Annotated in this window: 23 protein-coding genes and 1 tRNA gene; 7 read left to right on the forward strand and 17 right to left on the reverse strand. The window is 56.4% G+C overall.

Annotated features, from left to right (window positions below; translation table 11 throughout):
- Positions 1–8: 8 nt before the first annotated feature.
- Genes rutC through rutA form a run of 3 tightly spaced genes read right to left on the reverse strand, consistent with a single transcriptional unit; the run spans position 9 to position 2,288 of the window.
- The gene (rutC, locus tag H0S68_RS08745) at positions 9–395 is read right to left on the reverse strand and encodes a pyrimidine utilization protein C (protein ID WP_020826202.1); all 387 of its coding nucleotides are present in this window, start codon (positions 393–395) and stop codon (positions 9–11) included.
- Positions 396–441: 46 nt separating this feature from the next.
- Positions 442–1,188 (reverse strand): pyrimidine utilization protein B, encoded by a 747-nt coding sequence (rutB, locus tag H0S68_RS08750; RefSeq protein WP_020826203.1) that lies wholly within the window; start codon positions 1,186–1,188, stop codon positions 442–444.
- Positions 1,188–2,288: a pyrimidine utilization protein A gene (rutA, locus tag H0S68_RS08755; RefSeq protein WP_130015509.1), complete on the reverse strand. Its 1,101-nt coding sequence runs from the start codon at positions 2,286–2,288 to the stop codon at positions 1,188–1,190. Before rutA ends, rutB begins: the two co-directional genes overlap by 1 nt.
- 259 nt (positions 2,289–2,547) lie before the next feature.
- On the opposite strand from rutA, the gene rutR reads away from it, so the two are divergent.
- Positions 2,548–3,222 carry an HTH-type transcriptional regulator RutR gene (gene rutR, locus H0S68_RS08760; protein ID WP_410529314.1) on the forward strand — a complete coding sequence of 225 codons (675 nt, stop codon included), beginning with the start codon at positions 2,548–2,550 and terminating at the stop codon, positions 3,220–3,222.
- 51 nt (positions 3,223–3,273) lie between these two features.
- Here the strand turns inward: rutR and cycA are convergent, their stop codons facing one another.
- Positions 3,274–4,674, reverse strand: coding sequence for a D-serine/D-alanine/glycine transporter (gene cycA / locus H0S68_RS08765; protein WP_020826206.1), 1,401 nt, complete (start codon positions 4,672–4,674; stop codon positions 3,274–3,276).
- A 349-nt stretch (positions 4,675–5,023) separates the two neighbouring features.
- On the opposite strand from cycA, the gene H0S68_RS08770 reads away from it, so the two are divergent.
- Positions 5,024–5,099, forward strand: a tRNA-Lys gene (locus H0S68_RS08770).
- A 223-nt stretch (positions 5,100–5,322) separates the two neighbouring features.
- Here the strand turns inward: H0S68_RS08770 and H0S68_RS08775 are convergent.
- Complete coding sequence (locus H0S68_RS08775; protein WP_410529315.1) at positions 5,323–6,147, reverse strand: endonuclease; 825 nt, start codon at positions 6,145–6,147, stop codon at positions 5,323–5,325.
- Between the two features lie 149 nt (positions 6,148–6,296).
- Here H0S68_RS08775 and H0S68_RS08780 point away from each other — a divergent pair, with 149 nt between their 5' ends.
- Entirely contained in the window at positions 6,297–6,497 is a 201-nt protein-coding gene (locus tag H0S68_RS08780; RefSeq protein ID WP_122078393.1) for a hypothetical protein, read from the forward strand.
- Positions 6,498–6,587: 90 nt separating this feature from the next.
- Positions 6,588–7,031: a cell envelope integrity protein TolA gene (gene tolA / locus H0S68_RS08785; RefSeq protein ID WP_198639815.1), complete on the forward strand. Its 444-nt coding sequence runs from the start codon at positions 6,588–6,590 to the stop codon at positions 7,029–7,031.
- Positions 7,032–7,044: 13 nt separating this feature from the next.
- Here the strand turns inward: tolA and H0S68_RS08790 are convergent, their stop codons facing one another.
- Both H0S68_RS08790 and H0S68_RS08795 read right to left on the reverse strand, forming a co-directional pair.
- Positions 7,045–7,539 carry a DedA family protein gene (locus H0S68_RS08790; RefSeq protein ID WP_122078397.1) on the reverse strand — a complete coding sequence of 165 codons (495 nt, stop codon included), beginning with the start codon at positions 7,537–7,539 and terminating at the stop codon, positions 7,045–7,047.
- Between the two features lie 81 nt (positions 7,540–7,620).
- Positions 7,621–8,859, reverse strand: coding sequence for an MFS transporter (locus H0S68_RS08795; protein WP_410529455.1), 1,239 nt, complete (start codon positions 8,857–8,859; stop codon positions 7,621–7,623).
- 480 nt (positions 8,860–9,339) lie between these two features.
- Between H0S68_RS08795 and H0S68_RS08800 the strand changes: the two genes are divergently transcribed.
- On the forward strand, positions 9,340–9,639 hold the full coding sequence (locus tag H0S68_RS08800) for a putative quinol monooxygenase (protein ID WP_046373950.1): 300 nt from the start codon (positions 9,340–9,342) through the stop codon (positions 9,637–9,639).
- 105 nt (positions 9,640–9,744) lie between these two features.
- On the opposite strand, the gene H0S68_RS08805 is transcribed toward H0S68_RS08800, so the two are convergent.
- Genes H0S68_RS08805 through H0S68_RS08825 form a run of 5 tightly spaced genes read right to left on the reverse strand, consistent with a single transcriptional unit; the run spans position 9,745 to position 15,603 of the window.
- Positions 9,745–10,464, reverse strand: coding sequence for an enoyl-CoA hydratase-related protein (locus H0S68_RS08805; protein ID WP_410529316.1), 720 nt, complete (start codon positions 10,462–10,464; stop codon positions 9,745–9,747).
- Positions 10,457–11,629 (reverse strand): MFS transporter, encoded by a 1,173-nt coding sequence (locus H0S68_RS08810; RefSeq protein WP_410529317.1) that lies wholly within the window; start codon positions 11,627–11,629, stop codon positions 10,457–10,459. Before H0S68_RS08810 ends, H0S68_RS08805 begins: the two co-directional genes overlap by 8 nt.
- The gene (gene hemA / locus H0S68_RS08815) at positions 11,626–12,837 is read right to left on the reverse strand and encodes a 5-aminolevulinate synthase (RefSeq protein WP_410529318.1); all 1,212 of its coding nucleotides are present in this window, start codon (positions 12,835–12,837) and stop codon (positions 11,626–11,628) included. The genes H0S68_RS08810 and hemA overlap by 4 nt, the downstream gene beginning before the upstream one ends.
- A 15-nt stretch (positions 12,838–12,852) precedes the next feature.
- Complete coding sequence (locus H0S68_RS08820) at positions 12,853–14,064, reverse strand: acetyl-CoA C-acyltransferase (RefSeq protein WP_410529456.1); 1,212 nt, start codon at positions 14,062–14,064, stop codon at positions 12,853–12,855.
- 9 nt (positions 14,065–14,073) lie between these two features.
- A complete protein-coding gene (locus H0S68_RS08825) occupies positions 14,074–15,603 on the reverse strand; it encodes a 3-hydroxyacyl-CoA dehydrogenase NAD-binding domain-containing protein (RefSeq protein WP_201895462.1) in 1,530 nt (509 codons plus the stop codon).
- A gap of 345 nt (positions 15,604–15,948) precedes the next feature.
- Between H0S68_RS08825 and H0S68_RS08830 the strand changes: the two genes are divergently transcribed.
- Together H0S68_RS08830 and H0S68_RS08835 are read left to right on the forward strand one after the other, a co-directional pair.
- The gene (locus H0S68_RS08830) at positions 15,949–16,665 is read left to right on the forward strand and encodes an autoinducer binding domain-containing protein (protein ID WP_020826218.1); all 717 of its coding nucleotides are present in this window, start codon (positions 15,949–15,951) and stop codon (positions 16,663–16,665) included.
- 177 nt (positions 16,666–16,842) lie between these two features.
- Positions 16,843–17,271: a universal stress protein gene (locus tag H0S68_RS08835; protein WP_410529319.1), complete on the forward strand. Its 429-nt coding sequence runs from the start codon at positions 16,843–16,845 to the stop codon at positions 17,269–17,271.
- A 55-nt stretch (positions 17,272–17,326) separates the two neighbouring features.
- On the opposite strand, the gene H0S68_RS08840 is transcribed toward H0S68_RS08835, so the two are convergent.
- The 5 genes from H0S68_RS08840 to H0S68_RS08860 form a co-directional block, all read right to left on the reverse strand.
- On the reverse strand, positions 17,327–18,340 hold the full coding sequence (locus H0S68_RS08840) for an Ldh family oxidoreductase (RefSeq protein ID WP_410529320.1): 1,014 nt from the start codon (positions 18,338–18,340) through the stop codon (positions 17,327–17,329).
- A gap of 18 nt (positions 18,341–18,358) precedes the next feature.
- Positions 18,359–19,924, reverse strand: coding sequence for an APC family permease (locus tag H0S68_RS08845; RefSeq protein WP_122078409.1), 1,566 nt, complete (start codon positions 19,922–19,924; stop codon positions 18,359–18,361).
- Between the two features lie 44 nt (positions 19,925–19,968).
- Positions 19,969–21,579, reverse strand: a complete 1,611-nt coding sequence (locus tag H0S68_RS08850) for an aldehyde dehydrogenase (NADP(+)) (RefSeq protein ID WP_410529321.1) — start codon at positions 21,577–21,579, stop codon at positions 19,969–19,971.
- A 57-nt stretch (positions 21,580–21,636) separates the two neighbouring features.
- A complete protein-coding gene (locus H0S68_RS08855; protein WP_020826223.1) occupies positions 21,637–22,557 on the reverse strand; it encodes a dihydrodipicolinate synthase family protein in 921 nt (306 codons plus the stop codon).
- Positions 22,558–22,764: 207 nt separating this feature from the next.
- Positions 22,765–23,610 (reverse strand): AraC family transcriptional regulator, encoded by an 846-nt coding sequence (locus H0S68_RS08860; RefSeq protein WP_020826224.1) that lies wholly within the window; start codon positions 23,608–23,610, stop codon positions 22,765–22,767.
- Positions 23,611–23,791: the final 181 nt, after the last annotated feature.

A 23,791-nucleotide genomic window follows, 5' to 3' on the forward strand; every position in this document is an offset into this window, starting at 1 on the left:
TCAATGGCTCAGCGGCCGATATGGGCCACTGTGGCGATTTCAATCAATGCGTCCGGCTTCACCAGCCCGCACTGAATGCAGTAGCGGGCCGGTTTATCGCCGGGAAAATACTCGGCATATACCTGATTGATGGCAGCATAGTTTTGCCAGTCGGTGAGAAAGATCGAGTTAAAGGTCACGTCGTCCATGCTTCCACCGGCGGTTTCGATCACCCTTTTGATGGTCTCCAGCACGTGGCGTGTTTGTGCCGCGGCGTCACCGACGTGGACGACGTTATTGTCTTTATCGAAGGCCAGCGTACCCGAGACATACACCACGCCGTCGGCCAGGGTGCCCGGAACAAAGGGAGCCAGCGGTTTGCCGCTGCCCGGTGGAGTGATCACTGTTTTTGGCATTGTCGCGCTCCTGGTGAAGGTTTTTTTGGGTTTAAACAGGCAACATTCATGCCGTCTGGCTAAGCGGAGCGGCGAGAACGTCACAGAAACTGTCGACGTCCGACACCCAGCCGAAAAAGGTTTCGATGTTGTACAGCGCCGCCTGTTGGGCGAACGCCGGGCCGGCCTGGTGGGTGGCGTCGGCCAGCACAATGCCGAAATACTCGAGGAAAAAGCCGTCGCGCAGCGTGGATTCCACACAAACGTTGGTGGCGATGCCGGTAAACACCAGATGGTGAATGCCGTAAGAGCGCAGCAGGCTGTCGAGCTGGGTGTTGAAAAAGCCGCTGTAGCGCGGTTTCGGCAGCACGATATCGCCCGGCTGTGGTTGCAGTTCATCCACCAGGTCGTAGTCCCAATCGCCTTTGGCCAGCAGCTTGCCCATCAGTTCCGGGCGCTGGCGCATGGTTTTCAGCGCGTTGGACTTGTGCCAGTTAGGCGAGCCTTCGCCGCCGGCTTCGACGTACTGATTGTCCCAGCCGTTCTGGAAAAAAATCACCTTAATGCCCGCGGCGCGCGCGGCAGTGATGGCACGCTTGATGTTGGCGATCACCGGCGCGGTGGTCGAAACGTCGAACCCGGCCAGATCCAAATATCCCCCCTGCGAGGCGTAGGCATTTTGCATATCGACCACGATTAATGCGGTTTCCTGCGGCGCAAAGGCGATGGCCTCAGGACGGGCGGGCAGGGTGACCGTCGCTCCGCCTTGCGGTGACTGGCGGCGTACCACCGGTTGGGTTTCAACAATTTTCATCATGCCACCTCACGGCTTGCTGCAGTTTGTGGGCAAACGGCTGCCCGGCTTTTCATCAGGGGTTGAATGCGTTCGCCGAAGTCTTCTACGCCTTGCACGAAGTCGTCGAAAGTCAGCAGCACGCCTTCGGTGCCGGGCACGGTGGCGATTTCATCCATCATGCGCGCCACGTTGGCGTAGGAGCCGACCAGCGTGCCCATGTTGATGTTGACGGCGGAAGTGGGGTCGGCCATTTGGCGCACATTGGTGTCGGCGCCGGATTTAGTGTCTTTGCCGCTCTGCTCGGTGAGCCAGGCCAGGGCTTCGGTATCGGCCCCGGCTTTATAGCTTTCCCATTTGGCGCGGGCAGCCTCGTCGGTTTCATCCGCAATGATCATAAACAGCACGTAGCAGGCCACGCTGCGGCCTTCGGCGTCGGCGGCAGTTTTCAACCGGGCAGCCGTCGGTGCGAAAGCGGTGGGGGTGTTGACGCCTTTGCCGAAGCAGAAGTTGTAGTCGGCGTATTTGGCCGAGAAAGCCATGCCCGCATCGCTTTGACCAGCGCAAATCACCTTGATGTCCGCTTGGGGTTGCGGGCTGACGCGACAGTCGTCCATCTGGAAAAACTCGCCCTTGAAATCGGATTTTCCGGTGCCCCACAGATCGCGCAGCACCCTGACGTATTCCGCCAGATAGTCGTAGCGACGACCAAAGTACTCGTCACCCGGCCACATGCCCATCTGCTCGTACTCCGGTTTTTGCCAGCCGGTCACCACGTTCAGGCCAAAGCGCCCACCGGAAATAGAATCAATGGTGGAAGCCATACGCGCGACGATGGCCGGCGGCATGGTAAGGGTGGCGGCGGTGGCGTAGATCTTGATGCGTGAGGTTACGGCAGCCAGCCCGGCCATCAGGGTGAAGGACTCCAGGTTATGATCCCAGAATTCGGTTTTGCCGCCGAAGCCGCGCAGTTTGATCATCGACAGGGCGAAATCAAAGTTGTAGTGCTCGGCCTTCTGCACGATGGTTTTATTGAGTTCAAACGTTGGTTTGTACTGTGGGGCATTGCTGGAAATCAGCCAGCCGTTGTTGCCGATCGGAATAAATACGCCAATTTTCATTTGAATACCTCGGGTCAGTGAAGGGGACAATCACAGGCTGCTTGCCTGAACCAAAGCAAACCCGATGCCATGTTTTAAAATTGTTTATTTATCAAATTTTTATGGTTTATTAGGCGCCCAGTTATTGAGTGGATGGTCCAAAACAGACCATTTGGTCAAAATTATCTGCACAAAAAACAGGCGCGCATGCTCATTAAAGGTGCAAAAGATCCCCCGGAAGGGGTAGGTAAAAGCGTGGGTTTCATACCAGGGCTTTGCTATGCTGGCCGGAGTCAGATTGTGCCAAGGAGCCGCAGTGAAGCCACAAGCCGTTAAACCGCCCACGCGCCGCTCGCGTGCGGTAGCTGCAAAACGCAGTACCATCATGGATGCGGCGCTGGAGTTCTTCTCGCTGTACGGTATTCACGGCACCAGTCTGGATCAGGTGGCGGAGCGCGCCGACGTTTCCAAAACCAACCTGTTGTACTACTTCCCCTCCAAAGAAGAACTCTACGTAGCGGTGCTGAAAGGCATTCTCGATGTCTGGCTGGCGCCGCTGAAAGCGCTGCGCGCCGATCAGGAGCCGTTGCAGGCCATTCGTGAATATATACGGCTGAAGCTTGAGGTCTCGCGCCATCATCCGCAGGCTTCACGGCTGTTTTGCCTGGAGATGATCCAGGGTGCGCCGTTGCTGAAACAGGAGTTGCAGGGTGGGTTGAAGATGCTGGTGGACGAGAAGTCCGCCATGATCGAGCGTTGGATTGACGAAGGTCATATCGCGCCGACAGAGCCGCATCACCTGATTTTTATGCTGTGGGCGACCACTCAGCACTACGCCGATTTTTGGGTCCAGATAGAAGCGGTAACCGGTAAAACGTTAGAAGATGAGGCGTTTTTTCAGCAGACGGTAGAGAACGTGCAGAGGGTGATTATCGCCGGAATACGGCCGCGCTAGGCGCCAAAAGAGGGGATATTCAGGGGGATAGCGAACTATCCCCCTGTGGCGTTAGGCGGCTTTCTTCTTACGCAGGAATACGTAAGACAGACCCAGGATCACAAACCACAACGGCGTGACGATCAGCGCCTGGCGGGTGTCATCGCGCAGCGTCAACAGCACCAACACAAACACGAAGAACGCCATACAGACCCAGCACATCAGTTTGCCGGCCGGCATCTTGTAAATCGATTTCTGGTGCAGCGCCGGACGCTTCTTGCGATAAACCAGGTACGAACACAGGATGATGGTCCAGACAAACATGAACAGGATCGCCGAGACGGTGGTCACCAGCGTGAACACGGTCATGACGTTCGGGATCAGGTAAATCAACACCACACCGCCCAGCAGGCAGATACAGGAGAAGGTCAGCCCGTTAGCCGGCACTGCCCGCTTGGACAGATTGGCGAACGACTTGGGCGCATCGCCCTCCTGCGCCAGACCGAACAGCATGCGGCTGGTGGAAAACACCCCGCTGTTGGCGGAAGAGGCGGCGGAGGTCAGCACCACAAAGTTAATCACGCTGGCTGCCGCCGGCAGGCCAATCAGCACGAACAGTTCCACGAACGGGCTCTTGTCGGCAACCACAGAACTCCATGGCGTGACCGACATGATAACGATCAGGGCGAACACGTAGAACATGATGATGCGGATCGGAATGGAGTTGATGGCGCGGGGCAGCACTTTTTCCGGATCTTTGGTTTCAGCCGCGGTGGTACCAACCAGTTCGATACCGACAAAGGCGAACACCGCAATCTGGAAACCGGCGAAGAAACCGCTGATGCCTTTCGGGAACATGCCACCGTCATTCCACAGGTGTGAGAACGACGCGACGGTACCGGTAGGCGACTGGAACTGCATGGCGATCATGACCAGCCCGGCGACGATCAGCCCGACAATGGCAACGATTTTGATCATCGCAAACCAGAACTCCATTTCGCCAAACATCTTCACCGTCGCCAGGTTAAGGCCCAGCAACAGCAAGACGCACAGCAACGAGGCGATCCATTGCGACAATCCCGGGAACCAGAACTGGGCATAGGCGGTGATCGCCACCACGTCGGCAATGCCTGTGACCACCCAGCAAAACCAGTAGGTCCAGCCGGTAAAGAAACCGGCCCAGGGGCCGAGCAGGTCGGCAGCGAAATCACTGAAAGATTTGTATTCCAGATTGGAGAGCAGCAGCTCGCCCATCGCGCGCATCACGAAGAACAGCATAAAGCCGATGATCATGTACACGAAGATGATGGAGGGGCCGGCCAGACTGATGGTTTTGCCGGACCCCATAAACAGACCCGTACCGATGGCGCCACCGATGGCGATCAGTTGAATATGTCGGTTAGTTAGGTTTCGCCGTAGATGATCTTCTGACGCAGGCGCGGCGTCTGTGGCTATTTTAGAGTGATCTACCATCTGATGATGTCCTGTTTTACCTGTCATGAGTGAAATAGCGAGCTCTGAAGTGGCTCTTTTTTATACGATTATCCGGTTGGCCCGGCTTTAGTAAGGTAGTGCAATAACGCCACCTTTGTGCAACATTTTTACAACATTTATGCGAGGGATAAAAGTCGATTGTTCTTTACACCGAGGAGGCAAATCGGACGTCTTGGGGGCGGAAGATTACTCCTCGTCGTAGCAGATTAACAGCCCTGATCTGACTTATCTTGTTGATATAACAGGGTCTTGGAAATATCGCATGAGAAAAACTAATGGGTGTAAGCGTTTGACGTCGAGGGGGCAAGGGAGAATAATTTACGCCGTTGGGTGGTGAGCTCCGTCGGTAGAGCAGTTGACTCTTAAGCAATGGGGCACAGGTTCGAAGCCTGTACGACCTGCCAACAAATCATGCGGTTAGCGAGGATTTTTATCTTCTGACTTTTCCGGTGAGGGCAGATTTGGGACGCGCTTCGCAGAAATCACATCAATTCAGCCTGAATGTTCAGTTGAGTGATCTGGCGCAAGTTAGGCCTGACTCTATCCATTTATCGAGACATCACGGCGCTTATTTTCTGCAAAATTGATAATGGAACTTTTAAAGGGATAAATCTGCTTACGCAGGGGTCAGGGCGTATCAATCAAGTGAATGTGCTCACGGCTTTCATGGAATAACCGCCGACAAAGAATACGGTAACAGTCTCGATCGAACTCATCGGCCGGGAAACTGAGTTTTTCGGCTGCATCCAGCGACGGTGCCGTACCGAGGTAGAACCAGTTGCTGATGACATGAAAAGCTTTAAGTGGCCCTTGTCGTTCCTCAATGGCGATCCTGCCGGGGAATGGCCAGTGCCGCACCTGGGCCTGCTCCAGGGCGCCAAGCAGCCTGCTTTGGTGCGCTTGCGGGGTCTCTTTACCGCAGCATACTCCCGCGCATTTGCCTAATTGATGGCGAAAGCAGGGTTGTCCGGGGCGTCCTTTTTCAATATCCAGGTACGTCAGACAGAGCTGCTCCCGATCGGCAATGTCGATCAGAAAATCGACGGCCGTCGCACGCCGCAGAAACAGGCCGTACAAGTTAGGCGTCCGGGAAAAGTCTAGCGCATCGCTGTATACGATTCGCGTTTGGGAGTCCTGTACCTGCAGCGCGCATAGCCGGCGGATTTTACGCAGCCGCTTGTTGTAGAGCGGGCTTTGCTGTTTCACCAGGGAGGATTCAAGCAGCAGCGCACCAATCTCCCCCACGGTTTCGATGCAGGTTATGCGGCGGGTGGCGGCAAGCAACCGAGCTTCGCGCGGATTGCGTAGATGAGACTGAACGCGGCGGCGGATGTTGACGCTCTTGCCTATGTAGAGGGGATAGGTGCCGTTGTCGCCGTGAAAAAAATAAACCCCGCATCTCTGCGGCAGGTTGGCGACCTCACCGGTCAGATGTTCAGGGTATTGATACATGGGCTATCAGAAACTCACTGCTTATAGGGAAGTGGGGCATCACGCCAATGATAATATTTTCTTATTATAATTCACAGCCGGCTTTCAGCTAACGCTAAGAGTTGAGATTTGTTATCATTTGCGAAAATTTTTTCTATAGGGAGATAGAGATGCGTAAAGCGCTAATAATGGCTCTGGGTGTGATGGTACTGTCAGGCTGTGCGGGGCAACAGGACGACGACGAGTCGCGTAACAAGGCCTCTGCAGACCAGGCCGGTGGCAAAGAGTGGAAAGCGTTCGTCGCGCCTTTATCCGTCAAAACACAATCGCCGGGCGAGCGAGAAATGAAGCGCGTAACCCGGCAGAACTGATTTACGATAAAGCCCACTTGCGTGGGCTTTTTGCATTCTGAACAGGCCCCCGTCAACAGCGGATAGGGCGGTTTTAAAAGGAAGGGAATCATGAGAAAAGTTAATTCAGGATCGGAAACTCGCCTGTCGGCAGTATTGCTCGTTATCGCAACGCTGTTGTTAGCGGGCTGCTCGGGGACGGGCACTGCGGCTAAACCTGTGGTGTCAGGAGGCGAAGTCGATGACCTTTTCGCTGGATTGGAAGGTAAAACGGCGCCAGCACCTGGGCAAGAGATCAACCGATATATCGCGCAGATCGCAGCGGCTATTCAAAGTCATTTTCAATATGACAGCGTCTACGCCGGCAAGGAATGCTCATTACGACTCAAGTTGGCTCCGGATGGCATGCTGTTAGATGTCCGGGCTGAAGGCGGTGATCCCGCACTTTGCCGTGCGGCTGTAGTGGCAACCGCAAATGCCAGCTTTCCCAAACCCCCGACACCGGCGGTTTACGCTGTGGTTAAGAATGCCGCGTTGGAATTCCGTCCTCAATAATCGAGAGCGGCCATTAAAACAGCTGACCGACAGACATCAGAGCCACGGCCCACACCCCGGCAGACAGCGCACTGGCGCAATAGACCTGCTTGCGCGGCAGGGCAATCATGCCGGCAACCAATGGCACGGTATAGCGCATCACGGCCAGAAAGCGCGATACAAACAGCAACGGGATCCCGTTGTTCTGTAACGCGGATTGCGCCTTGTTCAATGCGCCACGGTATCTGACCGGCAGCCAGTTCCCGCTTTGGCGCTTTTGAAGCCATGCGCCGCAATGGAAAGACAAAACGGAGCCGAGCAGGGCACCCAGGGTTATCGCCGCCCAGACATGAGCATCGGCCAGCACCGGCTTGCCGGCGACAATGCCTAACATCAACGTCACCGATGCGGGCGGCAGAACCGAAGAAATGAAAATGACTGACTTGCCCAATGCAAACAGAAAAATAAGCAGCAACAGGAGACCGGGCTCCGGGCCGTATTTGGTGATAATAGCGGTTAATGTCTCCATGGATGACCCCCAGAAAATGTAGGGTCAGTGTCTCATTCACCGCTTCAATATAAGCTAAATCGAATGGGCTTCAGCCCAGGCTTACCCACTCACCTGAGCCTGACGCTCGGTGCTCTGCGTAGCCCACCCTTTGAGTGCAAAAATCAGCGCGGCGCACAGCAAAGAGAAAATTGCCAGTACGATCAGACCGGCATGCGGGCTATCGAAGCGCAGTTCTGCCTCGGTGCGGATTAGCGGCGCCAGGAAACTGAACAGTGCACCCAGCGTGGTGCAAAAACCGATGCCGGCCGCCAGCGCCGGGCCTGAAAGTATCTGTGCCGGTAAGGTCCAGAATATCGGCTGCACCGCCAGGAAGCTGACGGCGCAAAAGCACAACGCAATAATGGCAACAGTCGGCCCGGCATAGGACGAAACAACCAATCCCAGTGCGGCAATCACCATGCAGCCGATGGCGATGGGCAAGCGGCGGGAGGTTTTGCGGTCGGCATAACGCGGGATGTAATAGACCCCAAATGCAGAAACGGCCCAGGGAATTGCCGCTACCAGCGATGCCTTAAACCCGATATTGGTGCCCATCAGCGAGGCCACCTGCGAGGGCAGGAAAAACAACAGGCCATACACGCCGACCTGAATGGTGCCGTAAATAAAAGCCAGGTGCCAAACCTTGGAATTTTTCAACGCCTCTTTCACGCTGCTGGCCTCGGTATTTGTTTGCTCCAGGGCCAACTGTGCCACCAACGCCTGCTTCTCTTCCGGGTTAAGAAATCGCGCCTTGGCCGGGCTGTCGTCAAGATAGAAATAGGCGAAGATCCCCAACACGACGGCCGGTAAACCTTCCAGAACAAACATCCAGAACCAACCTGGCTGCCCCAGCGCGCCGTGCATTTCGAGCAACGCGCCAGAAATGGGCGAGCCCAGGGTCAAGGCCGCGGGAACCCCGAGGACAAAGATACCTATCACGGAGGCTCGAACCTTATTGGGAAAATAAAGGGAAGCCAGCAACAGGATACCCGGGTAGAAGCCAGCCTCGGCCAACCCCAACAGGAAGCGCAAGGCGATAAATTGATATTCGTTGCTGACGAAACCGGTGCAGGCGGACAAGGCCCCCCACACTGCCGTGGTGGCGCTAAGCCAGACTTTTGCCCCTAGTTTGTTCATCATCAGGTTGGCTGGAATGCCGAAGATGGCGTAAGCCGCGAAGAAAATCCCTGCACCCAATGCGAAGGCGGATTGCGACAGGCCAATATCCACCGACATTGCCTCCTTGGCAAAGCCTACGTTTACCCGATCGATAAAGGCGACGAAATACAGAGAGAACATCAGGGGGATTAATCTGCGCCACGTTTTTTTAATCGCTGAATTGAGCGCGGAACTGGTGTTGGTCGTATTACTCACGGGGCTACCCTCTCAAACAGGTTGAATGACTGGGGCCGGCGGTGTAACGCCGGCAGCTTGCCTGCACCTATTGCCACTGCGGAACATTCACCGTCGGTTTTCAGTTTTCACCCAAAGGTCTAAAGGACTAATGGTCAGGCCTTTGTGGGCAAAAAAAATCAGCAATGAACGCTATCCTGGCCTGTGCAGCCACGGAAAATCTGTTAATAGAAACCAAAAATTGACAATTGGTTAACCTGAAATTCACACATGGCCGGTCGTGATTCAAGCCTGCTGATGAATATCTGTGCGCGTAATCACTGAATGACAAGCTTTGAATTATCACCGCGATTAATGAAGGTAAAGTCTGGTCTTCGAGGGTAGAGTGGCCACCCATGACAGATAAACTGAAAGAGAAAAGACGCCATGCTAAAGGTGATTGCTGAAGATTTTATCAAGCACGACCGTATTGAAACGGTGTTGCCGCTGTATCGCGAATTGGTAGAGAAAACCCGTCAGGAGGCGCTGTGCCTCTCCTATGAGTTGTTGATTGACCATCAGGATCCGGGGCATTTTATTTTCGTCGAGGAGTGGCCCGATCGGGCAGCGTTGGACACGCATTGCCAAACCGAGCATTTCAAGCGCTTGGTGCCTTTAATCAATCAGCACCAGAGCAAGCCTTGTACCTTTTTGTTTATGCAGCCTTTTCCCTCAGACGAGGGTTAACCAGGCAAAAAAATCCCCGCAGAGCGGGGTCAATGGCTTCTCAATTGCGGTCTTGTAGTGATTAAAAATTAGACTGCGAATGATTGCCATTCCCTCAGAATGCTCTTAAAAGACTTTTGCTGCCAACCGCACCTGATCTACCCAGCTTTGTTGGTAATCAAAGCTGGGGGCCTCATGTTGCGTCATCCCATGACGAACGATGGCTTTTACCGCCTGGGTAGCCAGCGGGTTCTTCTGGGCGATTTGCACGGCGATCAGCCGTGCCTCTTCCAGAGCGCTTCCCTCGCTGATCCGTGAAATAACACCGTGCCGCCAGGCTTCCTCCACGCCTAAAACGCGACCGGTCAGTAACCAGTCGAGGGCGATATAGGGGGAGATGCGCGCCGGCAGGCGTGAACATCCGCCTTGTGCCGCAATCAGCCCCAGCCCGGTCTCCGGGAAACTGAATTGCGCATCCCGCCCGGCGACGATCAGGTCACAGGCCAGCGCTATCTCGAACCCTCCGCCGAAGGCGATACCCTCCACGGCGGCGATAATCACCTTGGTGAGTCGCGCATGCACCAGGCCGGCAAAGCCATTCGGATCGACCACCGGAAGTTCGCCCTGCAGAAAGGCTTTGACGTCCATCCCGGCCGAGAACACCTGTGGCTGACCGGTCAACAGGATCACCCGAACCTTTTCATCCTGCTCGGCCTGTTGCAGGTAGCGTTGGATCAGGCGAGCCATCGCCAAATTGATGGCGTTCTTTTTTTCCGGCCGGTTCAGGGTAATCACGGCGATGCCGTCCTGTTGTTCATACAGCACCGGTGGTGGCAGGTCAGTCATGGCTTTTTTCTCCCTGGAAGAACACCAGCGTCAGCAGCAGGGCGATGGCGCCCAACGGCAACGAAAACAGCGGCAGGTAATAAGCGGGCAAGGTATACAGCGTCAGGCCGCCGAGCATGCCCCCCGCCGCAATGCCGGCATACAGTACCGAGCTGTTCAGCGACACGGTCAGCGCGCCAAAACGTTTGGACAGCGACAGCAAGTGGTGCTGAATGGGTACCAGATACATCCAGCCGGTAATCCCCCATACCAGAAATATTGCCAGCACCCACCAGGGTGAGGTGATGTAAAAGGCCAGCAGGAATAATGAAAGGGTTTGAATCGACACGGAAAACAGCAGGACAAATTTACTGCCGAAGGTATCGGTCAATAAACCGGAAACGAAATTGCCGATGACGGCGCCTATACCGAATATCAGCAGTGCGATGGGCAAAATCGCCTCCGGGCCCAACTGAGTATTCTTCAGCAATATGCTCACATAGCTGTAAACAATGTGTTCGGAGCAGACGGCGAAGAAGGTGATCAGCAGCGTGGTCAGCACTGCCTTTTGTCGCAGTGGGGCCAACCGTTCTTTCAGCGAATGTTTCCCCGGCGCGGCTATGGCGTTCAGCGCCAGCGAAAGCCCCAGCAGCGCAACGGCACCTAACAGGGCGATCAGCAGGAAGATCTCCCGCCAGCCGATCAGCTTGGCCAGGAAGGTGCCAAAGGGAATGCCCAGCGCGATAGCCAGCGTCATGCCGCCATACACAATCGATATCGCCAGCCCGCGGCGTTTTTCCGCCACCAGCCCGACTGCGGCGGCGGCGGCCTGCGGCGTGTAGCAAGCCGCCCCCAGCGCCGCCAGTACGCGTCCCGCGGAGATTTGCAAAAAGCTGTCGGCATAGGCGCAAACCAGGTTACCGGCGATAAACAACACCAGAGCCAACTGCAAGATATGTTTGCGGTTGAGGTTGCCCAGCAGCCAGGCGGTCAGCGGAGCGAACACCATATAGGCCAGGGCGAAGACCGAGATTAACTGCCCCGCTTGCGCAGGGCTGACGGCAAAGGTGCCGGAAATCTCGTCAAGTATGCCGGCGACGATAAACGCATCGGTACCGATGGCAAAGGTGCCGGTCGCCATCAGACACAGCGTAAGAAAATGGCCGTTGTAGTCCGTCAACTTCATCCCGCTCTCCGTAACGCATTGGCGGCCCAGATTTTGCTCAGCGCCGCCAGGAAATATTCCACGTCCTCATGAGTATGGGCCGAGGTCGGCGTAACCCGCAAACGTTCGCTGCCGACCGGCACCGTCGGGGCATTGACCGGTTGCACGTAAATATCGTACTCATCGAGCAGTTGTTTGCTGATGTGCTTGTTGCGGTGTGGATCGCCGACCAGCAGCGGCAGAATATGGCTGTCCTCCGAGACCAGAGGAATACCGGCGGCGCGCAGGCCGGATTTCAGGTGATCGATTATCGCCAGCAGATGTTTGCGTTGGTTGTCATGTTCCAGGTTGTATTTGAAGCTGGCCAGCGCCGCCGCCACCACCGGCGCGGGGGAGGAGGTGCTGAAGACGAACGCCGGTGCCCAGCTGCGTACGGCTTCTACCACCGCGCGCGGTGCGGCGATATAGCCACCGGCAGCGCCGTAGGACTTACCAAAGCCCCCCTGAATAATGGTGATCTTGTCCAGCAGGCCCAATTGCTCGGCATAACCCAAGCCCCGCTGGCCGTAAACGCCGGCGGAGTGGATTTCGTCCAGATAGGTCAGCGCCTGATGTTTCTCCGCCAGCGCGACAATCTGTGCCAGCGGGGCAAAGTCGCCGTCCATCGAATAGAGCGACTCGAAGGCGATCAGCTTGGGACGCTGCGGATCGGCTTCCTGCAGCAGCTCGGCCAGGTGCGCAACGTCATTGTGGCGAAAGATTTTCTTCTCCGCCTTGCTGTAGCGAATGCCGTAAATCATCGAAGCATGGTTCAGCTCATCAGAAAAGACGATCAGATTGGGAATGGCGTCGCACAGCGTCGAGAGCGTGGCGTCATTGGCCCCAAAGCCGGTGGTGAACAACAGCGCGGACTCCTTGCCGTAGGCTTTGGCCAGCAAGCTTTCCAACTCGCTGTGGTAGATCGAAGTGCCGGAAATACTGCGTGCCCCGCAGGTACCCAGCCCGACACGGTTTACCGCCTCGGTGGTGGCCAGAATCACCTTGGGGTGATGGCTCATCGCCAGATAGTCATTGGAGCACCAGACGTTCAGACGGCGCTCACCCTGTTGCCCGTGGCTGGTGGCCCAGGGTTTATCCAGCACGCTGCGTTCCAGGTTGAGGAACTCGCGGAACCGGCCCTGTTTTTTGGTTTCGGCCAGTTTTTCTTCAAGAATGTTCAATACGCTCATACGGAATTCCTTACATTAGAGGGCTTTAATCACCAATGAAACACCCTGGCCGACACCGACACACATCGTCACCAGCGCATTGCTTAATTGCCGGGTATGCAGCTCCAGCGCGCTGGAAAGCACCAGACGCGCGCCGGACATGCCCAGCGGATGCCCGAGGGCGATGGCACCACCGTTCGGATTGACTCGCGTATCGTCGAAGTCGATGCGCCAATTTTGCAGCGTCGCCAACACCTGCGCGGCAAATGCCTCATTAATTTCAATGACGTCGAAATCATTCAGCGTAAAACCGGTACGTGCTAACAGACGCTCGGTCGCGGCGATCGGCCCAATGCCCATCAACGCGGGGGCAACGCCGGCGCTGGCGCTGTCGCCAATTTCCGCCAGCGGCTGGAGTGACTTGCGCTTGACATAGCGACCGCTGGCCAGCAACAGCACGGCGGCACCGTCATTGATACCTGAGGCATTCCCGGCGGTGACCGAGCCTTCGGGGGTGAAGGCCGGCTTCAGCGCCTGCAGTTTTTGCAGCGTGGTCTGGCGCGGGAACTCATCCTGCGCGAAGGATTGGCGGGTTTTGCGATCGACCTGAACATCCAGCGCGGTGATCTCCCTGGCCAACCGGCCATTTTCGATAGCCCGCCAGGCCTTTTGCTGCGACGCCAGGGCAAAATTATCCTGATCCTCGCGGGATATGCGGTATTGCTGCGCGACGTTTTCGGCCGTGATGCCCAACGGATCGCTGCCATAGCGTTGCGCCAGCTGCGGGTTGACAAAGCGCCAGCCCAGCGTGGTGTCGAACAGTTTGATCCCCTTATCGAATGGCGTTTCGCCTTTGCTCATCACATAGGGCGCGCGGCTCATGCTTTCGACACCGCCAGCCAACACCAGATCGCTAAGGCCGCTTTTGATTTTTGCGCCGGCATAAATCACGGCGTCCAGCCCGGAGGCGCACAGCCGGTTAAGGGTAATCGCCGGTACTCCCTGATCCAGACCGGACAACAACGCCGCCATGCGCGCAACGTTACGGTTGTCTTCACCGGCCTGATTGGCACAGCCCAGCACCACCTCATCGACATCCGCCTCGCTTTCCGGGTGTCGTTGCAGCAACGCCCGAATAATCGAGGCCGCCATATCGTCCGGGCGGGTTAATGCCAGACTACCGCCGTAGGCGCCGATCGCCGTGCGCGTACCGTCAATCAAATAGACCCCATCGTCTTTAATCGTCATCATTTTTCCTTAGGGCGCGACGGCCAGCTCGGGCCTTGTGGTGTGCAGCAACGAGTAATGCGGGTAATAGCGGGCGGAATGCAGCAGTTGCGCCATATTATCCAGCGTCGATTTCACGTTTTTCTGCCCGAGCTGAGCCAGCCAGGCAAAAATACCGTCGGCATAGTTGACGCCGGCCACGGCGGCGATATCGATGTCTTCTCGGCTACAAACCCCGCTCTCCACCATGATCACCGACTCATTGATCAGGCTGCTCAGAACCCGCGCGACGATCAGGCCTGGGGAATCTTTAACAAACTCCACCTGCGGGATCACCGCTTGCAGCAGCGTGAGGAACAGCGCTTTATTCGTCTCGGTAGCCTGTTGGCTGTGGGCCGCCACCAGAAAAGCGGTGTTGGCGTAGTTCAGTGCAACGTCGATCACGAAGGTATCGAGGCCCGCTAAGTCGGCAAGCTGATTGGCCGTTCGCCCATCGGTGATTTTGACTGCCAGACTGTCATTCACCTGGATAAACCGTCCCAGCACCGGGTGTTCCGGCTGACGTGTTATTGGGAGGGGCGCCCAGGTCGCGAGGGCATGCTGTTGCAGCAGATCGAACAGCGGATGTTCGCCAAAAAAATGCAGCGAGCTCAGCGTACCGCCGCCGGCAGCCGGTGGGGGGGCTGTGTCAGCCGAGGGAGAAAAAAAGGAGCGGCCGTTTTTCTTCCCCAACAGCCCGGCATCCACCAGCGAACGTTGCAAATGGCCGGGGGTGTAGCGGGGGTCATACTGCATGTCCTGCCAAATCTGGCTGCTGACCTGATAATTAATGTCCTGACCGATAAAATCAGTCAGTTCCAAAGGCCCCATGCGAAAGTGGCCTCCGGCCTTGAGCGCACGGTCGATTTGCGGTGCCAGCGCCACGTTTTCTTCCAGCAGGCGAAAACCTTCCAGATAAAAAGGCCGCGCCATGCGATTGACGATAAAACCCGGCGTGGCTTTGCAGACCACAAACTGTTTGCCTATCGCCGTGACCAACTGCTGGCAGCGTAAGGTTGTGACCCGGGCGGTAAAATAGGACGGGATAATTTCGATCAGCTTCATCAGCGGTGCCGGGTTGAAGAAATGCAGGCCGATAAAGCGCGAGTTATTTTCGATGCCCGCGGCCAGTTTATTCAGCGACAGCGAAGAGGTATTGGTGGCGATAATCGCCTCTTTTTTTACCGTGGCGGCAATGGCCCCCAGGATCTCATGCTTGGTGGGTTCATGTTCCGCAATGGTTTCAATCACCAGGTCACTGTCGGCGATAGCGTCGAAAACAGGCGAGAAAACCAGGTTGGCCAAGATCTCGCCTTTTTTCTGTTGGCTTATTTTTCCGTTATCGATTTTTTTATTCAGGTCACCGACAATATAATCACGTGCCTGATTCAAAGAATGAGCGCTGCGATTATAAAGCAGGGTTCGTATGCCGTTCAGTGCCAAAAGATAGGCAATACCTCTGCCCATGGTTCCGGCGCCAATCACGGCGACCGAATTTATTGCCGTATTATTCTCTGCCATAAAAATCCCCGTGAGTATTCTTCTGCTTTGCAAAATTCGCAAATGCTTATATTTTATTTGAATTTAAAAAGCACCAGGTGCCTATGGCGAAGGTAATTGGCGGCGAAGTGACTGTCTAACGGTAGAAGTGACAGGTTTACAATAAATAGGCTTTATGTTATTCGCGAAATTCTTAGCGCCGGTGCAATATAAAGTCGTTATTTATTAATAATGGCAGGGGAATAGCTGTTTTTGTTATAGCCATGGTATTTTTTATTATATGAAACGGCTGTTGTCGCCCTGAGCCCTCCACTATAGTTAACCTCACTTAATGATTGCGGCGCTGTGCTCTGGAGAACCCGTGTTATGGACACTCACTTTCAGCCTTTGATGGATGATCTGCTTGGCAGCCTGTCTGACCGCGACCTTTTTTTAAACCGTCTGGCACCTTGCGCTCAGGCGCTGGGCTTCGAGTACTTCTCTTATACGGTCTTTTCCTGCTACCCGGCCAGCCGGCCCAAGATGCTGATAGAGGGCAATTATCCTGCGCAATATCTTGAGGACTATCGCAAATTGCGGATCTACCTGCAGGATCCGATGATCGAGCAGGCCCATCACTCTACGCTGCAATTCTATTGGGACGAGCCGTTCTACCGGGATAAACCGGAGCTGTGGTGGCGCATGGCGCAGTACGGCATTCGTGAAGGCTGGTCGCAGTCCGTCAAGGATTGCTACGGCCGGTTGGGCATCCTCACTTTTGCCGGTAAGAGTATCCCCACTCAGTCCCCGCAGGCCGGGGCACGTAACGAAACTTTCTTTCTGTGGCTGGCGCAGACCGCCCACAAGACGCTGCGCGAAGCATTAATATCGGTAAACGACGAGGCAATAAAGGATGTGCTGACGCTGCGTGAGAAAGATATTTTACGCTGGTGCAGCGAAGGCAAAACCTCGGAAGAAACGGCGCTGTTAATGGGCTTGAGTGAGCGCACCGTAAATTTCCACATCGGTAACTCGATTAAAAAGCTGTCGGTGGCCAATAAAACCGCCGCTACCGCAAAAGCGGTGTATTTACAGCTGATTTAGCCGCCTTTGAAATAATTATTCGGCTAGCCGTTAGACGGGTTGTGTTTATATTTTGTTAAATAAGGAAATATCCCACTCAGTATTTACCGCCGATCACAAAAGCGCGACAAAGCGGTTCACCCTTATCCTCCCCGGCAGTACCCTGTGGGCACCACGGTTACATAGAAGGGATGTGATATGTATCAGACCATATTAGTGCCGATCGATATTGAAGAAGACCTGTTGACCGAGCATGCGCTGGAGCATGTGGTGTACCTGGCGAAAATGTCCGGTGCCAAAGTGCACTTTTTCCATGCGCTGCCGGACGCCTCGGCATTCGTTACCGCTTACTCGTTCGGCATCAAAGAGTTTGAGAACAAGGCGGAAGTGAAGGCGGTGGATAAGCTTAAGCAGATCATGGCGGAAATCGACCTTCCGCTGGAGCGGCTGGATTACACCGTCAGCTTCGGTTCGCCGCGCGATCAGGTACTGGAACTGGCGGAGGAAATCGAAGCCGATCTGATCATCATCGGCTCGCGCCGACCGAGCGTGAAAACCTATCTGCTGGGTTCCAATGCGGCGGCCATTGTTCGCCATGCCAATATTTCGGTGATGGTTGTCCGGTAATCCTTTCAAATCAGGCCCGCAGTTTAACGCTGTGGGCCTGCCTCATTATTAAACGTTAGCGACAGAGAGCCGCAATCTCCTCATACAACGCCTGCGGGATGGTGATGCCGTGCTGTTCGCTGTATTGCCGCTGTTGAAAGCGCCGTTCACCCGGAATGCGCGCCCCTTGCTCGCTCATATCAGCAAACAAGGCTTCCGCCCTGGCCAAATGCGCCACTTTATCCGACCCCAGAAAACGATCGGGATCCATGGCGATGATCAGCTCGCCGCCGTAAGGGGAGGAGCCGGTCTGGCGATCGTAGGCCAGCGATTCCTTACTGGTCATATCGCCAATCAACGGCCCGGCAAGCAGTTCAACCATCGCCGCCAGCGCCGAGCCTTTATGACCGCCAAAGGTCAGCATCGCACCTTGCAACACGCTTTGGGCATCGGTAGAGGGTTTCCCCTGTTGATCTATGCCCCAGCCTGGCGGCAACGGGGTACCGGCACGACGATGCAGTTCAATCTCGCCGCGTGCGGCGGCGCTGGTGGCCATATCAAAAATAAAGGGGGGCCGCTGCGGCCGCGGCCAGCCGAAGGCGATAGGGTTGGTACCGAACAACGGCCGGCTTCCCCCTGCTGGCGTAACCCAGGCATGGCTGGGCGTGCAGGCCAACGCCACCAGGCCTTGATCGGTTAAAGGTTCGATATCGGCCCATAATGCCGAGTAATGCACACAGTGGTTAATGGCCAGCGCGGCAATGCCGTTGGTGCGTACCTTTTCGACAAAAACCGGCAGCGCCGTGCGATAGGCCAGCAGCGAAAAAGCATCGTGGGCGTCGACCCGCAAGATCGCCGGGGCCTGATCAAGCAGCGTCGGACGGGCATCGGCGGAAACTTTGCCCGCCAATAGCGAACGCACGCAGCCAAGCACTCGGTACAAACCGTGCGAAGCGCAGCCGTCGCGTTCACCGGCCGTCACATTTTGGGCGACGGCATCGGCGTGTTCGGCGCTGAATCCGTTACTGCGCAATGCCTTCAGCGCCAGCTCATAGGCTTGCTCCAACGTCAGCCTCTGGGTTTGCGTCATCAGATATCTCCTCTGGATTTACTCTTCTTCATCACCGGCAAAATTCGCCCGAGGTAAACAGGTATAGGCGCCCCAGTAGTAGATCGCCAGCGCAATGACTGCGACGGTGATGGTGTCCCATGGGTGACCGATAGCGTTGATGCCGCCAAAACTGCCGAGATAAGAAGCGATGATAATCAGCGCATAGAAGGCGATCAGCCACAGCGAGGACCAAATCTGCTGCTTGAGGCTGACGGCGTGGGTCGGCACCTTATTTTTGAACAGGATATAGACCACAAACATCAGGATTTGCAGGCCGAGCAGCCAGGAGACGGTATTCCAACCGGACCAGTAGACGATCAGCGCCGAGATGATAAATGACACCGGACCGAGCACGCAGAAGCCGCGCACGAAAAATGGTCGCGGCAGCTCAGGGGCATTGCGGCGCAGGCCGGCGGCGGTGACGGGCGCAATCGCGTAACTCAGGACCAGCGCGGCGGAAACCACGCCGATCAGCTTCTCCCATGAAGGGAAGGGCAGCGTCCAGAAAATCGACAAGGCGAAAGTCAGCCAGAGAGCAGGACGCGGAATGCCGGACTCGCCGTCGACGCGAGTGAATATTTTAAAGAAGGTGCCGGCGCGCGCCCAACCGTATACCACGCGTGGTGTGGCGTTCATATAAATGTTGCCGGTGCCGCTCGGTGAGATAATCGCATCGCTCACCACCAGAAAAGCCAGCCAGCCCATGCCCAGGGTGATGGCGATATCACGGTAGGGCAGCGAAAATTGCTGGCTGATCCCGGCCCAGCCGCCGCTCAGCATCTCGCTGGGAATACTGCCGAGGAAAGCCACCTGCAGCAGCACGTAAATGAGCGTGGACAACACCACCGACAGGATCAGCGCGATAGGAATGGTGCGCTGCGGGTTTTGCACCTCGCTGGCAACCGAGATAATCGGCGTCAGGCCCAGATAGGCGAAAATAATCCCCCCGGCGGATATGGCGGCTTCGACGCCGGCGGAGCCAAAGGGGGCAAACCCCTGGCTGTGCAGGTTTTCGGGTTTGAAGAAACTGAACAACACGACGATCACCAACAGCGGCACCACAAATTTAATCACGCTGATCAGGTTGTTGGATTTGGCAAAGGTTTTGACGCTGTAGTAGTTCAGCGCGAAGAAAAAACACAGCAGCAACAGTTGGACCAGCCAGCCGATCAGCGTTGGATCGCCGGAGCCCGGTTGGCTCAAAAAAGGAAACCATGCGGCGGCGTACTGACGGGCGGCCACGATCTCAATGGAGATCAGGCTGGAGAACGCGATCAGGGTAATAAAGCCCAGCAGATAGCCCATCAGTTCACCGTGGGAAAATACCGGATAGCGGATAATACCGCCGGCGCGCGGCAGCGCTGCGCCCAGCTCACAATAGACAATGCCGAGCAGCAACACCGCCAGGCCGCCGATCAGCCAGGAGTAAATACCGGCCGGGCCGGCAATGGAAGAGACGTGGCTGGCGGCGAACAGCCAGCCGGAACCAAAGATTGCGCCCAGGCCGATAAACGTCAGATCGGTGAGCGTAAGCTGCTTCTTGAATTTGCCTTGGGTTGTCATGGAATGACCCTTTTGTTATTAGGTGGCAGACAGATGCGATTTGGTTAGTCGTTGGCTGGTGAGCGGAGAGATTCACGGGTGTAAATCCCGTTAACCAGCCGCAGCAGGCCCAGTGGATTGCTGTCCTGAAGCTGCGGGGGCAGCAACGCAGGGGGGTAATTCTGCAGGCAGACCGGGCGCAGAAAACGTTCAATAGCCAGCGTACCCACCGACGTACCGCGTGCGTCGCTGGTGGCCGGATAAGGGCCGCCATGCACCATGGCATCGCAGACTTCTACCCCGGTCGGATAACCGTTAAACAATACCCGCCCCGCTTTTTGGGCCAGCCGTTGGGCCAGCGGTTCTGCGTCGGCCAGATCCTCGTTTTCTGTCAGCAGCGTGGCGGTCAGTTGCCCCTGCAGGCTGTCCAGTGCGGCGGTCAGCTGTCGACGATCTTCCACTTCCACCAGAATGGCTGCCGGGCCAAACACTTCCTCTTGCAGCAGCGGGTTTCCGCTGAGCAGCAAATCGAAATCGGCCTGATAGAGCTGTGCCGTTGATAAATGCGGGCGCTCTTCGCGATGACCGGCCAGGTGACGGATGCCGTTTTGCTCATCAAGGACAGCCAATCCGCGGCGGTAATTGGCCAGCGTGCCGGCATTGAGCATGGCTTGCGCAGGCGCGGCGTTGACCTGTGCGGACAGTTCGCGCACAAATTCGCTGAATGCTTGGCCGCGTTGCCCGATGATCAGCCCAGGCTTGGTGCAGAACTGGCCGCAGCCGAGGGTGAAGGATGCGACCAGCTCGCGGGCAATCTGCTGCCCACGGCGAGCTAAAGCCTGCGGCATAACGATCAGCGGATTGATGCTCGACATCTCGGCAAATACCGGGATCGGTTGGGCGCGCCGCTGGGCCAAATCGAACAAGGCCCGGCCGCCCCGAAGCGATCCGGTGAAACCCACCGCCTGAATGGCCGGATGCTGCACCAGTTCCGCGCCAATGTGGTCCCCGTAAATCATGTTGAAAACTCCGGCCGGGATCTGCTGTTGTTCTCTTGCCCGTTCGATGGCCAGCGCGGTCAGTTCTGCGGTGATCATATGGCCGCTGTGCGCCTTGAACACCACCGGACAGCCTGCGGCCAACGCGGCCGCGGTGTCTCCGCCTGCGGTGGAGAATGCCAATGGGAAATTGCTGGCACCAAACACCGCCACTGGCCCGAGGGCGGTGCGATACTGCCGCAGATCCGGGCGGGGCACCGGCGTTCGTTGAGGCAATGCGCTGTCTATGCGCACGCCATGCACATCCCCACGGCGCAGCAGGGTGGCAAACAGTCGCATTTGGCCGCTGGTTCTGGCCCGTTCGCCGCTCAGTCGGGCTAATGGCAGGGCGGTTTCCTGCATGGCGAAGCCGAAGAAATCCTCATCCAGAGCGTCTAATTGGTCGGCAATGGCCTCAAGAAAGTCGGCTCGACGCTCGGCGCTGAGCTGAGAATAGGCCGTGAATGCTTGTGCGGCGGCATCGGCGGCGGCGGCGGCTTCTTCGTGACTGGCCGAGAAAAAAACGTGGCCGGTCGGCAGGCCGTTGTCGGCGCGCAGGCTGACAAGCTGGGCCTCACCGCTGGCACGGCGTTGACCGCCGATAAACTGTTGGCCGCTAATGGTATGGGCGTTGGACATGGGTTCCCCCGTTGGGTCAGTGACAGAGCCCGGCAGGCCGCCGGGCGTGGGAGGCGATCAGAGGCCGACATCCGGCAGCGCAGGGCGGTTGGCCAGCGCTTTTTTGACCACTGCGGTGACCTCGGCCAGGGTATCGCCCTGCAATGCCAGACGTGGCGGACGGGTAATGGCGCTGCCGCGACCCACCAACTCTTCACATAGCTTGATGCACTGCACCAGATCGGGACGCGCATCCAAATGCAGCAGCGGCATAAACCAGCTGTACAGCGCCAGCGCTTCCTCGAAGCGTTTTTGCTTCGCCAGACGGAACAAGGTTTCGCCTTCACGCGGGAAGGCGTTAGACATGCCGGAGATCCAGCCTTCGGCGCCGACGGCGATGCTTTCCAGCACCACGTCATCCAACCCGGCGAACAGCACAAAGCGATCGCCCACTTCGTTGCGCAGATCGATAAAACGACGGGTGTCGCCAGAGGAATCCTTGAAGCAGACGATATTCTCGCAATCGACCAGTGACGTCAGGATGTCCGGCGTCACGTCGTTTTTATAAATCGGCGGGTTGTTGTAGACCATGATCGGCAGATCGGTGGCGGTAGCGACGCTGCGAAAATGCGTTGCGGTTTCATGGGGTTTGGCTGAATAGACTAACGCCGGCATTACCATAATGCCGTCGACGCCGACCTTCTGGGCTTCGCGCGCCATATTGCGCGCAAAGGCGGTGGTGAACTCGGCGATACCGGCAATCACCGGGACCTGACCCTGAGCTGCGTCGCGTGCCACTTCAATCACCGACAGTTTTTCCTGAACGGTCAGCGAGGTGTTCTCACCCACGGTGCCACACACCACCAGGCCCGAAACGCCGTCTTTGACCAGGTTTTTGATCACCGTGTGGGTGGCGTCGAGATCCAGAGAAAAATCGCTGCGGAACTGGGTGCTGACCGCCGGGAATACGCCGCTCCAGCTAATGGCTTTATGGCTCATAGTGTTTTTCCTGTCGTCCAAGTTTGTTAATCAATGGTGAATTATTGGTGAAATCCAATCACAGATTGACCTGTATTGTTCGCAGGGGCTTGACGGTTTTCGCCGAATGCCATGACGAAATTGGCACAGTGTGGCGGGGTTTCAGACGAGAAGGAACCTGATGCACAAGGCACCATAGCGATTTTTTTACTAATATAAATCAGTGTATTAAAGGGTTATGGTGGTGCGGAAGTCGCGCGGCGTTGAACCGGTCATGGCTTTGAATTGACGGCTGAATGCGCTGTGATCGGTGTAGCCGCACTGCAAGGCGATGTCGGTAATCGGCATATCGCCGGCCAGCAGTTCGGTGGCTTTTTCCAGCCGCACCTTGTGGATCATCTGGCGCGGCGTGAGATGAAAAATGCGTTTGCAGTAACGTTCAATCTGCGCCACGGAAAGTGCAGTGAGCGTCGTCAGTTCCTCAAGTGCGATCGGCCGGGCGTAATGCTGGCGAATGTAGACATCGATGGCAGCCAGCCGCTGATAGGCTGGGTGATTGGCCTTGGCTTCCTGCAGATCGTGCGAAATGCCGGCCATGCCGATGATTTTGCCCTGCGCGTCGTACAGCGCCAGCTTTTGCGTCAGGCACCAACCGGTCTCACGTCCGTTATACAAGTGCATTTCCAGCTGATCCTGGATCAGCTCCCCGTGACGCAGCACGCGGAGATCCTGCTCGGTATATCCCGATCCGAGCTGGGCGGGGAAAACGTCCGCCGAGGTTTTGCCCAGCAGCGGCGCGACGGTTTTAAACCCACAGCGTTTGGCCAGCGTCAGATTGGCGAACAGATAACGGGCTTGCACGTCTTTGATGAAGAACACCACGTTGGGCATGGCATTGAACAGCGGGGCGATCAACGCCAGGGAATTAAGCAGGTCGCGCAGAGTATTCGGCCGTTGCTGTGCCAGGCCGTCGCACCAGCGGGACAGTTGCTCAACGGCGAAAACGTCATCTTCCTGTTCATCGAAAGCGGGCCTGGTGTCAGTGATAACCTGATGGCGTTGAGTTAATCGCATGGCAATACCTTTCCCCGCTGGATGGCACAGAATCTGGAGTGGCCGGGCCGGCCATGTTGACGCGCCTCATCAATATTAACTTTCTTGTAACTTTTCAAGCGCAGCCGTCAATTATGCGGATCACCGCAAACTTTTTCCCTCCGTGACACATTCCACGCAGAAAAAAATCGCCTCTTTCGCA

Origin of the sequence: Serratia sp. AXJ-M (assembly GCF_046531865.1) — a bacterium.
In the GTDB taxonomy this organism is placed as follows: domain Bacteria; phylum Pseudomonadota; class Gammaproteobacteria; order Enterobacterales; family Enterobacteriaceae; genus Serratia; species Serratia liquefaciens.

Excerpts from the sequence above, each read along its gene's own strand:
- rutC (WP_020826202.1), bottom strand. The coding sequence starts at position 395 with ATGCCAAAAACAGTGATCACTCCACCGGGCAGCGGCAAACCGCTGGCT.
- rutB (WP_020826203.1), bottom strand. The coding sequence starts at position 1,188 with ATGAAAATTGTTGAAACCCAACCGGTGGTACGCCGCCAGTCACCGCAA.
- rutA (WP_130015509.1), bottom strand. The coding sequence starts at position 2,288 with ATGAAAATTGGCGTATTTATTCCGATCGGCAACAACGGCTGGCTGATT.
- rutR (WP_410529314.1), top strand. The coding sequence starts at position 2,548 with ATGCTGGCCGGAGTCAGATTGTGCCAAGGAGCCGCAGTGAAGCCACAA.
- cycA (WP_020826206.1), bottom strand. The coding sequence starts at position 4,674 with ATGGTAGATCACTCTAAAATAGCCACAGACGCCGCGCCTGCGTCAGAA.
- H0S68_RS08775 (WP_410529315.1), bottom strand. The coding sequence starts at position 6,147 with ATGTATCAATACCCTGAACATCTGACCGGTGAGGTCGCCAACCTGCCG.
- H0S68_RS08780 (WP_122078393.1), top strand. The coding sequence starts at position 6,297 with ATGCGTAAAGCGCTAATAATGGCTCTGGGTGTGATGGTACTGTCAGGC.
- tolA (WP_198639815.1), top strand. The coding sequence starts at position 6,588 with ATGAGAAAAGTTAATTCAGGATCGGAAACTCGCCTGTCGGCAGTATTG.
- H0S68_RS08790 (WP_122078397.1), bottom strand. The coding sequence starts at position 7,539 with ATGGAGACATTAACCGCTATTATCACCAAATACGGCCCGGAGCCCGGT.
- H0S68_RS08795 (WP_410529455.1), bottom strand. The coding sequence starts at position 8,859 with ATGTTCTCTCTGTATTTCGTCGCCTTTATCGATCGGGTAAACGTAGGC.
- H0S68_RS08800 (WP_046373950.1), top strand. The coding sequence starts at position 9,340 with ATGCTAAAGGTGATTGCTGAAGATTTTATCAAGCACGACCGTATTGAA.
- H0S68_RS08805 (WP_410529316.1), bottom strand. The coding sequence starts at position 10,464 with ATGACTGACCTGCCACCACCGGTGCTGTATGAACAACAGGACGGCATC.
- H0S68_RS08810 (WP_410529317.1), bottom strand. The coding sequence starts at position 11,629 with ATGAAGTTGACGGACTACAACGGCCATTTTCTTACGCTGTGTCTGATG.
- hemA (WP_410529318.1), bottom strand. The coding sequence starts at position 12,837 with ATGAGCGTATTGAACATTCTTGAAGAAAAACTGGCCGAAACCAAAAAA.
- H0S68_RS08820 (WP_410529456.1), bottom strand. The coding sequence starts at position 14,064 with ATGACGATTAAAGACGATGGGGTCTATTTGATTGACGGTACGCGCACG.
- H0S68_RS08825 (WP_201895462.1), bottom strand. The coding sequence starts at position 15,603 with ATGGCAGAGAATAATACGGCAATAAATTCGGTCGCCGTGATTGGCGCC.
- H0S68_RS08830 (WP_020826218.1), top strand. The coding sequence starts at position 15,949 with ATGGACACTCACTTTCAGCCTTTGATGGATGATCTGCTTGGCAGCCTG.
- H0S68_RS08835 (WP_410529319.1), top strand. The coding sequence starts at position 16,843 with ATGTATCAGACCATATTAGTGCCGATCGATATTGAAGAAGACCTGTTG.
- H0S68_RS08840 (WP_410529320.1), bottom strand. The coding sequence starts at position 18,340 with ATGACGCAAACCCAGAGGCTGACGTTGGAGCAAGCCTATGAGCTGGCG.
- H0S68_RS08845 (WP_122078409.1), bottom strand. The coding sequence starts at position 19,924 with ATGACAACCCAAGGCAAATTCAAGAAGCAGCTTACGCTCACCGATCTG.
- H0S68_RS08850 (WP_410529321.1), bottom strand. The coding sequence starts at position 21,579 with ATGTCCAACGCCCATACCATTAGCGGCCAACAGTTTATCGGCGGTCAA.
- H0S68_RS08855 (WP_020826223.1), bottom strand. The coding sequence starts at position 22,557 with ATGAGCCATAAAGCCATTAGCTGGAGCGGCGTATTCCCGGCGGTCAGC.
- H0S68_RS08860 (WP_020826224.1), bottom strand. The coding sequence starts at position 23,610 with ATGCGATTAACTCAACGCCATCAGGTTATCACTGACACCAGGCCCGCT.